The organism is Vibrio sp. 10N.261.51.A4 (assembly GCF_041471945.1).
In the GTDB taxonomy this organism is placed as follows: Bacteria; Pseudomonadota; Gammaproteobacteria; order Enterobacterales; family Vibrionaceae; genus Vibrio; species Vibrio crassostreae_C.
Genome location: NZ_JBFRPJ010000058.1, coordinates 24,014 through 36,866, shown reverse-complemented (window position 1 = coordinate 36,866; position 12,853 = coordinate 24,014). Strand labels below are relative to the sequence as shown.

Below are 12,853 nucleotides of genomic sequence, written 5' to 3'. Positions count from 1 at the left end.
CTGTCATTCCCGAGAGCGACGAAGGAGCGTAATCGGGAATCTATAGTTTACTCGTTGCCAAAAACAAAAAGGAAAGCCAATGGCTTTCCTTTTTAGTATCTAACGTTTGTTAACTGCTAATTGACTGGCGCTAGTCTGAGATTAACAGCCCGGGCCACAATCCAGACAGTGTTTCACCATCTCTGGACCTAGGTGCAGTTTCGCATTCAGGTCACGTAGCGCTGTTCGTACACCTTCTTCGATTACTGGGTGGTAGAACGGCATGTCTAGCATTTCAGAAACCGTCATCTTGTTCTGGTGTGCCCAAGCTAACAAGTGAGCCAAGTGTTCAGCGTTTGGTCCCATCATCTCAGCACCAAGGAAGCGGCCTGTACCTTGCTCGCCGTAAACGTGCAGAATACCTTTGTTGCGTAGCATCACTCGTGAACGACCTTGGTTCTCGAAAGACACTTCACCCGTTGCGAAACAGCCACATGTGCCTAAGCGGGTAGTGATCTCTTTGTACGTTTCACCAACCATCGCGATTTGTGGGTCAGAGAATACCGCTGAGATTTTAGAGCGGCGTAGGCCTGCACGAATCTCAGGGAAGCGACCAGCGTTGTCACCTGCAATGCGTGCTTGGTCAGCTGCTTCATGTAGTAGAGGCAGTTGGTTGCTTGCATCACCAGCGATAAATATTGATGGTAGTGATGTTTGTAGCGTGTAGTGGTCTGCGATTGGCACACCACGTTCATCAAGCTCTAGAGAGGTATTCTCTAAGCCAAGCTTGTCAGTGTTAGGGCGACGACCTGTTGCTGCTAGTACGTATTCAACGACGTTAGTTTCTAATTCACCTTGTTTATTGATGAACTGGATTTCGACACGTGGCTCACCCGATTCAGTGGTAATGCGCTTCATGCTTTCGATTTTCACGTCGGCATCGAGATAGAACTCTTCATTGAAAGCTTTATCTGCATAAGCCATGATCTCTGGATCAGTTACTGGGCCAACTTGACCACCCAAACCGAACAGTTTGGTCTTCACACCTAAGCGGTGCAGTGACTGACCAAGCTCAAGACCAATAACACCAGGGCCAAATACCGCAACCGATTCTGGTAAATCATCCCAGCTGAACACGTCGTCGTTAATGATCAGGCGATCGCTAAGCTCATTCCAAACGGCAGGGTATGCAGGGCGAGAACCGGTCGCGATAACAATACGCTTAGCTTTGACAACCGTGTGGTCATCAATTTGTAGTGTGTTGTCATCTAAGAACTTTGCGTAGCCAGAGATCTTGTCTTGCTCTGGGATTTCATCAACACCTTCTAAAACAAAACCAACAAAACGGTCACGTTCAAACTTCACTCGGTCCATCACTTCACGACCGTTAATCACGATATCACCTTGTGGGTGAACGCCAAAAGCCGGAGCTTTCTCGATTTGGTGTACGCTTTCCGCAGCTGCAATAAGCAGTTTAGATGGCATACAACCAACACGAGCACAGGTTGTGCCGTAAGGGCCGCCTTCAATCATCACGACACTGTCAGTGTGTGCTTTTGCAGCGCGGTAAGAACCTAAACCTGCCGTACCGCCCCCGATAACTGCTACATCTACATTGACTTGTTTCATAATAATTTTCTCGCAATGGCTAAATTTGGTTTAAACGAACCCCTCCAACTCTGGTGATTTTTTGAGAGTCAGGATAGTGGGTCAGTTTTGTGATTCTGTTTTATTAGGTTTAGCTTGTGGTTCTGCTTTTTGTTACTAACTATAGGTTAGTAAAAGACAGGCGAGTCACCAGCTATATTCTTTTGCCAATACTCAGATAAGAGTGTTTGGAATAGCTAACCCACAAGAGGGTGGGTTAGCTGATACTTCTAAGCCTATATCGGCGATGAAGCGATTAGCCTAGGAAAGTTTCTAGTTCTTCGCTACCACCGATGTGTTTGCCACCGATGAATACTTGAGGAACAGTAGTGCGACCAGAGATAGCACGTAGGCTTACTGTTGTTGCATCTTTACCTAGAACCACTTCTTCGTAGTTCAGACCTTTGTCGATTAGGTTCTGTTTTGCTTTCATACAGAAAGGACAGCCTGGCTTAGTGAATACTGTGATTGACTCTTGCTCTTTGTGCTCAGGAGCAAGGTAGTTAAGCATAGTATCAGCATCAGAAACCTTGAACGGGTCGCCTGGTACGTCTTCTTCGATGAACATTTTCTCTACCACGCCGTTTTTAACCAGCATGCTGTAACGCCATGAACGTTTGCCGAAGCCGATGTCGTTTTTCTCAACTAGCATACCCATGCCGTCTGTGAAATCACCGTTACCATCTGGGATGAATGTGATGTTTTCCGCTTCTTGGTCTGCTTTCCAAGCGTTCATTACGAATGTATCGTTTACAGAAACACACAGAATGTCATCAACACCGTTTTCTTTGAATACAGAGTGTAGCTCGTTGTAACGAGGTAGGTGGCTTGAAGAACATGTTGGAGTAAACGCACCTGGTAGGCTGAATACGATAACTGTCTTGTCTTTGAAAAGCTCTTCTGTCGTTACGTTAACCCATGCATCGCCTTGGCGAGTTGGGAATGTTACTTGAGGGATTGATTGACCTTCTTTAGATGCAAACATATTGATTTCCTTAAATAGTATTTTTAATTTTGTTCTATTAGAGCTTAACGTTTTTCGTTGCTCTGTTTCGTTTTGTTGAGCCCATTATTAGATAAATTCTTTGATAGCTCTAATCGTTTGATGTTATGGTTTTGATAGGTAAATTCTATCAAGAGCATTTTTCTTTTAAATGTTTCTATGAAACCCCTTGTTCTTATTAAAACCTGAGGTAAGAGACTGATCATGAATATTCGTGACTTTGAATACTTGGTGGCGCTCGCAGAGCATAAACACTTCCGAAAAGCGGCAGAAGCGTGCTTTGTCAGTCAGCCGACACTAAGCGGTCAAATACGCAAACTCGAAGATGAAATTGGACTTCAGTTAACCGAGCGTAGCCCAAGGAAGGTGATATTTACAGAATCAGGGTTACAACTTGTTGAGCAAGCCAAGCGCATTCTCAACGAGGTGAAGACCTTTAAAGATATGGCGAGTGGACACGGCGAAGCAATGACGGGGCCAATGCATATTGGTTTTATTCCAACCGTGGGTCCTTACATCTTGCCTAAGATTGTTCCTCATCTGAAAGAGAGCTTTCCAGATCTTGAGCTTTACCTGCATGAAGCTCAGACCCATCAGTTAGTGAGCCAACTTGAAGATGGCAAGCTTGATTGCTTAGTACTGGCTGCGGTTGATGAAACGGCGGTGTTCAAAGAGATCGATGTGTATGACGAGCCGTTAAGTGTTGCCGTTCCATGTGACCACGAGTGGGCTCAGCAAGACACTGTCGATATGCTGCAGCTAAATGGACAAACCGTACTTGCGCTAGGTGACGGTCACTGTTTGAGAGACCAAGCCTTGGGCTTCTGTTTTGCTGCGGGCGCCAAAGATGATGAGCGCTTTAAGGCAACCAGCTTAGAAACGCTGCGTAACATGGTCGCGGCGGGGGCGGGGATTACCTTGCTTCCTCAGCTATCGGTGCCGAAAGAGAAGCAGAAAGACGGTGTGTGTTACGTACCTGCTGTGAATCCAACACCTTCACGTCGCATTGTTGTTGCCTACCGTCCGGGCTCTCCATTGAAGGGACGTTTCGAGCAATTGGCTGAGACGATTCGAACTCAACTGGAGAAGACGGCTTAGCGCTTGAATTTAGAGCCTAGTCTGGTCAGATATAGATATAAAAAAAGGGTTGATATGAATGCATATCAACCCTTTTGGTTGGTTCATGTTACTAGGTTCTACAAACCTTAGTTAGAACAGTTCTTCTACTGCTTCACCTGATGAGGTTGAGTAGATGTCATCATTGAAACGTTCAGTGATGTACTCGGTTGGCTCTGTGCCTTTCTCGAAGTACTCGAACATTGATGAGCTATCGAACTTGTTGGTCAGTAAGCCAGTTTCACGGTCGATACGAACACGGACGATGTTCTCAGGAATCTCTTTACGCTCAGCAGGAACACCCGCTAACGCCGTACCCATGAAATCAACCCATGCAGGTTCTGCTGTTTTCGCGCCAGCTTCTGCACCCGTAATTTGGTTCTTACCAAGATTTGAGTTCGCTTTGGTTCTGCCTAGGTTGCGGTTGTGGTTATCAAAACCAACCCATACCGTTGCAACCATGCCAGGGCCGTAACCGCTGTACCAAGTATCTTTCGAATCGTTGGTGGTACCCGTTTTTCCGCCAATGTCACGACGCTTCAACGGCTGTGCACGCCAACCTGTACCGTTCCAACCCGTACCTGCGCTCCAATCACCGCCACCCCAGATGTTGCTGTACATCATTTCACGAACAAGGAATGCGTTCTGTTCAGAGATAACTTGAGGTGCGTATTGTACTTTGGCATCCACATCTTGCTCTGCAAACTCATCAGCCATTGGGTCTGAGGTCATTTGCTGTTGGCAATCGTCTTTACAAACCACTTTTGGTGTCGCTTCAAATTCAGTCTCACCAAATGGTGTCTCAATGCGGCTGATGTAGAAAGGTTCAACGTAGTAGCCGCCATTAGCGAATACTGAGTAACCTTGAGCTACTTTCATTGGCGTTAAGCTACCCGCACCCAGAGCAATGGTTTCAGAACGCGGAACTTCATCAATATCAAAGCCAAATCGAGTTAGGTAGTTACGAGTATCATCTAGACCTACTTCGCGCAGTACACGTACCGCCATTACGTTTTTCGATTGAGCTAAGCCAATACGTAAACGAGTCGGGCCAACGTAGGTAGGTGGTGAGTTCTTTGGTCGCCATGCCGTACCTTGGCTCTTATCCCATTGGTTAATCGGTGCATCGTTGATCAGTGAAGCCAGTGTTAAGCCTTTCTCAATCGCTGCTGAATAGATAAATGGTTTGATACCAGAACCAACCTGACGAATAGATTGCGTCGCACGGTTGAACTTGTTGTGAACAAAGTTAAAGCCACCCACCATCGATAATACTGCGCCGTTGTTCGGGTTCATTGCCACAAATGCCGTGTTTGCATTTGGCACTTGGCTTAGACGCCAAACAACAGGTGTTTCCGATTCTGATGTCGCTGACTCTTCTGTAGGCTCTTCAGAGACTTCGTCGCCTGTTACGGCTTCATGGCGAACCCAAACTTGCTCACCAACCGCAAGAATCTCTTTTGCTTGAGAAGGAGCTGGGCCTTGACGGTCATCTGTTAGGAACTTGCGTGCCCAGTTCATGCCTTGCCATTCAATTGTGCCTTCGCCTTGGTTTTTAACCCAAACCTGAGCGCTTTTTGAATCAACAGCAGTTACTACTGCAGGGACTAGATCACCATAGGTTGGTTGAGACTTAAGGTGTTTAACGATTTCGTCGTGGTCCCAAGCCGATTGAGCAGTCTGCCACAATACTTTTTCAGCACCACGGTAGCCGTGACGCTCATCGTAGCCAAGTAGGTTCTTAATTGCGGCTTGGTTCGCTGCTTTTTGCAGTTTCGAATCAACGGTCGTGTAGACCTTCATGCCTGATGTATAAGCGGCTTCGCCATAGCGTTCCACCATCCAAGCACGTGCAACTTCAGCAACATATGGCGCGCTCAGTTCGATCTCTGCACCGTGGTATTTCGAGATAAGCTCTTCGCTACGAGCGTCATCGAACTCTGCTTGAGTGATGTATTTCTCGTCTAACATACGACGCAATACAACGTTACGACGGTTAGTCGCGCGCTCAACAGAGTAAATAGGGTTCATTGTCGAAGGTGCTTTTGGCATACCCGCAAGGGTCGCAATTTCACTCAGCGTGAGATCAGGAAGATCTTTACCGAAGTAAACACGTGCTGCCGCGCCAAAACCATACGAACGGTGACCAAGGAAGATCTTGTTGACGTAAAGCTCCATGATCTCTTCTTTACTAAGAAGTTGCTCAATGTGGATCGCAATGAAGATCTCTTTGATCTTACGCATAATCTTTTTCTCATTAGATAAGAAGAAGTTACGCGCAAGCTGCTGAGTAATGGTACTAGCACCTTGTTTGGCTGAACCCGACATTGCAACGACGAGTGCTGCACGTGTGATACCGATTGGGTCAATACCTGGGTGTTCATAGAAACGGCTATCTTCGGTGGCAATCAGAGCCTCAACTAAGTGGCGAGGAATCTCGTCATAAGTGACTGGATTACGACGCTTTTCACCAAATTGAGAGATCAGCTTACCGTCTTGACTGAAGACTTGCATCGGCGTTTGGAGTTCTACGTCGCGCAAAGTGGCAACATCAGGCAACTCTGGTTTTACGTAAAAATAAAACCCGAAAATTGTACTGACTCCAAGAATCATGCAAATCAATGTAAATATGAATAATCGCTTTATGAACTTCACCGGATAATCCCTGATTAGTTAAGGCTGATAAGCAGCAAACCCTTGTACTCTAGGCTAAAAACTTAGCTTTCGTTTATTAACGCTTATTTAACTAATAATCACAACCCCTAGATAATCAACGAAATGCTTGGCACTTCAGGAGCTAGGTCACATGGGTTCATCATTAATTACAGGTATAGATATAAATCATCACAGCATCAAAGCCGTGGTACTAAAACCCTTGGGGGAGTTGTATGCCCTAGTGGGATACAAAGAGCTGCCGATTTCGGACGACATTTTTACAGCTAACCATACTTTGGAGTATCAGAAAACTGTTAAGAAACTTAAAGAACTTAGGAAAGGACTGCCTTTTGGCTGTCGCAACGTCGCCATTTCGGTACCTGATAACACGGTGATCAGCAAAGTACTGCAAATAGAGAGTGAGTTAGAAGACAGAGAAAAAGAGTTTTCTATCTATCAAACCTTCGCCCATCAATCTCCCTTCCCTATCGAGGAGCTGAGTTTAGATTTTGTAAAGCTGGAAGACAAACGATTTGGTAAAGGTTCGACAAGCAGTTATCAGGTATACGCCACTCGTAAAGAAGTTGTGGATAGCCGAGCGGATGCATTAACCAAGGCTGGCTTCAAACCTGTGGTGGTGGATACACAGGCGCATGGGCTACTTAATATCTGGCAATTGGCCTCGCGCCTGTATCCCGATAAGAAAAACTGGTTGCTGGTGGATGTTGGAATCGACCAAACCTCGCTAGGGGTTATCCCGCAGAATTCGGCGCCTTTCTATAAAGACATCGCCTTTGGCACTCAAGATCTTCGCAGCTCAGATGACCCGAGTGATATCGAGAGCGTGTTCGGTACTATGGAAGAGACACATCAATTCATCGTTAACCTGATTGAGAAGCTCAAGCGTCAATTGCAGCTCTATTCATCGGGAAATGCGCAGCAACCTATCTCAGGGATTTGGTTGATGGGCGAGGGCGCCAGCATCCCTATGGTAACCGAAGAGCTAGAACGCCATTTTCAGTTGAGCTGCGAGTCATTGAATCCTTTGTCTTTATTTGAGAATAAGGTCGCCAAGAGACGCCGACTGCCGATTGACTGGCAACACTTTGGTATCGCGGCGGGTATGGCGATGAGTGGGCTCAAGTGGCAGGGAGAGAAGCATGTTGCATCAAATTAACTTGCTGCCGTGGCGTGATGAGATTCGTGCTCAGCACAAGAAGCGTTTTATCCATCTGGTCATTCTTGGCGTCATCATTGCGCTTATAGGGCAATGGGCGGTTGGTCACTATTTTCACGATCAACAAGCCAAGCAGCAAGCTCGCCTCAATTACCTAAATCAGTACATTGCTGAGCTCGACCGACAAATTCAGTCGTTAAAAGTCGCAGAGCAAGAACACAAAGCCATTCTGACTCGACTTGATGTGGTTGAGTCGCTGCAGCTTGGCCGTAATAAGACCACCGACTTCATGAACTTGATGCCGGAGCTGATTCCAGAGGGGGTCTATGTCGACAAGATAAAGATGAATGGTCAGGAGATTGAAATGTCGGGCATCAGCGACAGCACTGCTCGTCTCGCCACCATGTTGGACAACCTCGAACGTTCAGATTCTTTGAAAGGGGTCGAGATGCACTCTATCGTTCATAACCGCAAGCGCTTCAATAAAGAGTTTCAGACCTTCAAGGTCTCTTTTGTGTTTAGCCCTGTGTCTTTAGAAAACACAACCGCAAGCAGAAAAGATAAGGGGGCGCATCATGGCTAACCTTCAAAATAGGATTAGTAGGCAAAACAGGATGAGCTTGCAAGATCTCGATGTTGATGAGATCACCGAATGGCCATTGCTGCCTCAGCTTCTCGTGATTCTGGTGTTGATAGTGTTAATCCAAGGTGTAGGCACTTGGCTTTATGTGTTGCCACTCGACGATGAACTGCAACAGATGAAGCAACAAGAACAAACCTTAAAGACGACCTTGCGAATAAAGGCCAACAAGGTTGCAGCCTTGCCTAAATTGCAGAGTCAGCTGGATGAACTAACCAGTCGCTACGATTACCTGTTAGAGCAGCTGCCTGTTCAAAAAGAGCTAGCAAGTATGTTGGCGTCTGTGAATGAACTCGGCTTGGATAATTCGCTGACCTTTACTCGAATCGATTGGGGACAAAAACAGAACAAGGAGTTTCTCTATCGATTGCCTCTCAATATAGAGCTGACAGGTGACTATCACGAGATTGGTGACTTCTCTGCTGCCATCGCCAAGCTGCCGCGTATTATTAGCTTTGATGATGTGAATTGGCAGCGAGTCAGTCAAGAAAGTAGCACGCTGCACTTTAGGGTTCGAGCTTATACCTACCAGTTTAAATCGGAGGTTAATGATGAAACCCAATAGCGCGTTTTACTCAATCGTATTGATGCTTGCGTTGTCAGGCTGCAAAGCTAATCAAGACTCACTGCAAGATTTTGTGGCGCAGGTTGAAGCCAAGGCGAGAAAAGATGTCGAGCAACTTGTCCCAGCAACTGAATTCACGGCGGCGACTTATCAGCGCCGATCTTTGCGTCCTCCCTTTGAACTGCCTAAAGAAGCCATTGTGCAAAACCAACCCTTGGTTAAGAAAGACTGTTGGCAACCCAGCGCCCGTTCTCGTAATGGCAAGTTAGAGAAGTACCCGCTGAGTAAGCTTCGTTTAAGAGGCGTGATGGGCAGTGGCTCAAGCGTGTTTGGCTTAGTGCAAACACCCAAAGGCAACGTGGTAAACGTCAAGAAAGGCCAGTTTATCGGCTTAAACAATGGCCGAGTTACTAAGGTGACGAGCCAATACGTTCAGATTAATGAAACTCTTCCAGATGGCTTAGGTTGTTGGCATAAGCGCAACGTTAGGCTGGCTCTGAAGTAAACCAATGTCACATGATGTGGATATGAGATGTAAATATGATTAAAGGAATAAGTGGATTAGTGAGCAAGGCTCTACAAGGTTTTGCTGTGTCTGTGATGTTGGTTGTTAGCGTGCTCAGCCATGCCGAGAGCTTACCGAACAAATTGGAGAATATTGATTTTAGGGTCAATAAGGATAAAGACGCCGTCATCATTATTGAGCTGGCGACCAGCACAGCAGTGGTGGATGTTCAACGAGCTCAGGAAGGGTTAAGTATCGAGCTAATCAATACTCAAGTTGATGATGACAAGCTCTACCTGCTGGATGTGAAGGATTTCGCTACCTTGGTTGAAGGCATTGAAGTCTATAAAGAGACACCAAGCACTCGGCTTCTAGCGACGATTAGCAATGACTATCAGTATGAATACAACCTAAAGGGGCGCTTTATTGAGGTGGTGATCAGCAAACCGGTGCTCGATGAAGCGACCAAAGAAAAAAGCGTTCTAGAGAAAGAGGGCAAGCTGATATCGATTAACTTCCAGGATATCCCGGTACGAAATGTCATGCAACTGATTGCCGATTACAACGACTTCAATCTCGTGGTGTCTGATTCGGTAGCCGGAAACCTGACGTTACGCTTAGATGGCGTACCTTGGCAGCAAGTTCTCGACATTATCTTGCAAGTTAAAGGCTTGGATAAGCGTGTTGATGGCAATGTTATCTTGGTCGCGCCGAAAGCGGAGCTCGACCTTCGAGAGCAACAAGCGTTAGAGAAATCGCGCTTAGAAGAGGAGTTAGGGGAGCTTAAATCGGAAATCATCAAGATTAACTTTGCTAAAGCCACCGACATCGCTGACATGATTGGAGGTGAAGGTGCGGTCAGCATGTTGTCCGATCGTGGTTCGATTACCATTGATGAGCGCACCAACTCACTGCTCATTCGTGAATTGGAAGAAAACATTGCCGTGATCCGAGGCATCATTGAATCGTTAGACATTCCCGTGAAGCAGGTACAGATAGAGGCACGTATTGTCACGGTTACTGAGGGTAATCTTGATGAGCTTGGCGTGCGCTGGGGCGTTTCCTCAACCAACGGAAGCTTCACCGTTGGTGGCTCAATCGAAGGTAACCACCCATCAGCGATTACGCCGTATGACGACGATAGCGGCAGCAGCGTGATTGATGACTATCTCAACGTCAATTTAGGGGCAACATCGCCGAACGCCTCGAGTATTGCGTTTCAGGTGGCCAAACTGGGTTCAGATACCTTACTCGATCTTGAACTGTCGGCACTGCAACAAGAGTCAAAAGCTGAAATCATTTCTAGTCCACGCTTAATCACCACCAATAAAAAGCCGGCTTATATTGAGCAAGGTACTGAAATTCCTTACTTAGAGTCATCTTCAAGTGGCGCTACGTCGGTTGCATTTAAGAAAGCCGTGTTGAGTCTTAAGGTGACACCGCAGATCACGCCCGATAATCGTTTGGTATTGGATTTGAGCGTGACTCAAGATAGGCCAGGGCAAGTGGTAAAAACTGGAACCGGTGAAGCGGTCGCCATTGATACGCAAAGAATAGGTACGCAAGTGCTTGTTAATAATGGTGAAACTGTCGTGCTTGGCGGGATATTTCAGCACAGCGTGAGCAGTACAGTGGATAAAGTTCCTCTGTTGGGGGACCTGCCAGTTTTAGGCGCATTGTTCCGTCGCAGCTATGAAAATGTGGGTAAAAGTGAACTACTTATTTTTGTCACACCCAAAGTTGTGATTCAGTAATGAACAATTAGATTAAAAATAAAGTTGCATTAGTGGCACCTAACCTTGATAATTTCGGGTCTTATCACGAATTATCTGTGAGGAATCGGTGCCACGGGCCTTTTAATTTCAGTACTTGTACTGACCTACCTTGTGGCGATGTCATTGAATTAACGTTGTAAATTACTGCTAAAAACATGGCTGAGAAACGCAATATTTTTCTTGTTGGCCCAATGGGCGCCGGCAAAAGTACAATTGGTAGACACCTAGCTTCCCAACTTCATATGGAGTTTCTAGACTCTGACACTGTGATCGAAGAGCGCACTGGCGCAGACATCGCATGGGTTTTTGATGTTGAGGGCGAAGAAGGTTTCCGTAAGCGCGAAGAATCTGTAATCAATGATCTGACAGAAGAACAAGGTATTGTTCTTGCGACAGGTGGTGGTTCAGTGTTGAGCAAAGAAAACCGTAACCGTCTATCTGCACGAGGCATTGTTGTATACCTAGAGACAACAATTGAAAAGCAACTTGCTCGCACTAACCGCGACAAGAAACGCCCTCTACTTCAAACAGACAACCCGCGTGATGTGCTAGAAGATCTAGCTGTATCTCGCAACGCACTATACGAAGAAGTGGCGGACTACACAGTTCGTACTGACGACCAAAGTGCAAAAGTGGTAGCCAACCAGATCGTAAAAATGCTAGAAGAACGTTAAGTTCATTTTTTCGGAGAGCAAACCCATGGAACGGATTACGGTCAATCTAGCTGAGCGTAGCTACCCTATCTCTATTGGCGCCGGGTTATTTGAAGACCCGGCGTACCTTTCTTTTTTATCAGGTAAGCAGAAAGTTGTTGTTATCAGTAATGTGACAGTAGCGCCTCTTTATGCTGATAAAATTTTATCGCTATTGGATCAAGTCGGCTGTCAGACATCTCTTCTCGAGCTGCCAGACGGTGAACAGTACAAAACCCTTGAAACGTTCAATTCAGTGATGAGCTACATGCTTGAAGGAAATTACAGCCGCGATGTGGTGGTGATTGCTTTAGGAGGTGGTGTTATCGGTGACTTGGTCGGTTTTGCTGCCTCTTGTTACCAGCGCGGTATTGATTTCATTCAAATCCCGACGACCCTTCTTTCTCAAGTGGACTCTTCTGTTGGTGGTAAAACCGCAGTAAACCATCCTCTTGGTAAGAATATGATCGGCGCTTTTTACCAACCGAAATCTGTGATCATCGATACCAACTGTTTATCAACGCTTCCAGAGCGTGAGTTTGCTGCGGGCATTGCTGAGGTGATCAAATACGGCATCATTTACGATGAAGCCTTCTTTGATTGGTTGGAGCAGAATCTAGAGAAACTTTATCAACTTGATGAAGAAGCACTGATTACCGCGATTGCTCGTTGTTGTGCAATTAAGGCTGAAGTGGTGGCTCTAGATGAAAAAGAGTCAGGAATCAGAGCGTTATTGAACCTAGGTCATACATTTGGTCATGCGATTGAAGCAGAACTAGGCTATGGTAATTGGCTACATGGTGAAGCTGTGTCGTCAGGCACTGTAATGGCAGCTAAAACAGCTCAATTACAGGGACTGATCTCTCAGCAGCAACTTGAGCGAATTATTTCTATACTCAAGAATGCGAAACTACCAATCCATACGCCAGAAAGCATGTCTTTTGAAGACTTTATGAAGCACATGATGCGCGATAAAAAAGTGCTGTCTGGTCAGTTGCGTTTGGTATTACCAACAAGTATTGGTACTGCTGAAGTGGTTGCTGATGTGCCTCAAGACATCATTAAACAAGCGATCGATTTCTGCCGTACTCTTTAAATT

12 protein-coding genes are annotated in these 12,853 nt (G+C 46.1%); 8 read left to right on the top strand and 4 right to left on the bottom strand.

Features of this window, described 5'->3' with window-relative positions:
- Positions 1-141: 141 nt before the first annotated feature.
- From AB4384_RS13495 to AB4384_RS13485, 3 genes are all read right to left on the bottom strand, one after another.
- Positions 142-1,608 (bottom strand): dihydrolipoyl dehydrogenase, encoded by a 1,467-nt coding sequence (locus AB4384_RS13495; protein WP_372129671.1) that lies wholly within the window; start codon positions 1,606-1,608, stop codon positions 142-144.
- A gap of 274 nt (positions 1,609-1,882) precedes the next feature.
- Positions 1,883-2,611, bottom strand: a complete 729-nt coding sequence (locus AB4384_RS13490) for a glutathione peroxidase (protein WP_017061133.1) — start codon at positions 2,609-2,611, stop codon at positions 1,883-1,885.
- Between the two features lie 44 nt (positions 2,612-2,655).
- Positions 2,656-2,835, bottom strand: a complete 180-nt coding sequence (locus AB4384_RS13485) for a hypothetical protein (protein WP_017068839.1) — start codon at positions 2,833-2,835, stop codon at positions 2,656-2,658.
- On the opposite strand from AB4384_RS13485, the gene oxyR reads away from it, so the two are divergent.
- Positions 2,834-3,727 carry a DNA-binding transcriptional regulator OxyR gene (gene oxyR, locus AB4384_RS13480; RefSeq protein ID WP_017061132.1) on the top strand — a complete coding sequence of 298 codons (894 nt, stop codon included), beginning with the start codon at positions 2,834-2,836 and terminating at the stop codon, positions 3,725-3,727. The genes AB4384_RS13485 and oxyR overlap by 2 nt on opposite strands.
- Positions 3,728-3,838: 111 nt before the next feature.
- Here the strand turns inward: oxyR and AB4384_RS13475 are convergent, their stop codons facing one another.
- Positions 3,839-6,400 carry a penicillin-binding protein 1A gene (locus AB4384_RS13475; protein WP_372103616.1) on the bottom strand — a complete coding sequence of 854 codons (2,562 nt, stop codon included), beginning with the start codon at positions 6,398-6,400 and terminating at the stop codon, positions 3,839-3,841.
- A gap of 151 nt (positions 6,401-6,551) precedes the next feature.
- Between AB4384_RS13475 and pilM the strand changes: the two genes are divergently transcribed.
- From pilM to aroB, 7 genes are all read left to right on the top strand, one after another.
- Entirely contained in the window at positions 6,552-7,577 is a 1,026-nt protein-coding gene (pilM, locus tag AB4384_RS13470; protein ID WP_108118167.1) for a type IV pilus assembly protein PilM, read from the top strand.
- Positions 7,561-8,160, top strand: coding sequence for a PilN domain-containing protein (locus AB4384_RS13465; RefSeq protein ID WP_017061129.1), 600 nt, complete (start codon positions 7,561-7,563; stop codon positions 8,158-8,160). Before pilM ends, AB4384_RS13465 begins: the two co-directional genes overlap by 17 nt.
- Entirely contained in the window at positions 8,153-8,782 is a 630-nt protein-coding gene (locus AB4384_RS13460) for a type 4a pilus biogenesis protein PilO (RefSeq protein WP_017068838.1), read from the top strand. Before AB4384_RS13465 ends, AB4384_RS13460 begins: the two co-directional genes overlap by 8 nt.
- Positions 8,769-9,287 carry a pilus assembly protein PilP gene (locus AB4384_RS13455; protein ID WP_017063694.1) on the top strand — a complete coding sequence of 173 codons (519 nt, stop codon included), beginning with the start codon at positions 8,769-8,771 and terminating at the stop codon, positions 9,285-9,287. Before AB4384_RS13460 ends, AB4384_RS13455 begins: the two co-directional genes overlap by 14 nt.
- A 35-nt stretch (positions 9,288-9,322) precedes the next feature.
- Complete coding sequence (locus AB4384_RS13450) at positions 9,323-11,041, top strand: type IV pilus secretin PilQ (RefSeq protein WP_137001068.1); 1,719 nt, start codon at positions 9,323-9,325, stop codon at positions 11,039-11,041.
- A gap of 176 nt (positions 11,042-11,217) precedes the next feature.
- Positions 11,218-11,736: a shikimate kinase AroK gene (gene aroK / locus AB4384_RS13445; RefSeq protein WP_017061125.1), complete on the top strand. Its 519-nt coding sequence runs from the start codon at positions 11,218-11,220 to the stop codon at positions 11,734-11,736.
- A gap of 25 nt (positions 11,737-11,761) precedes the next feature.
- Entirely contained in the window at positions 11,762-12,850 is a 1,089-nt protein-coding gene (aroB, locus tag AB4384_RS13440) for a 3-dehydroquinate synthase (RefSeq protein ID WP_017061124.1), read from the top strand.
- Positions 12,851-12,853 lie beyond the last annotated feature (3 nt).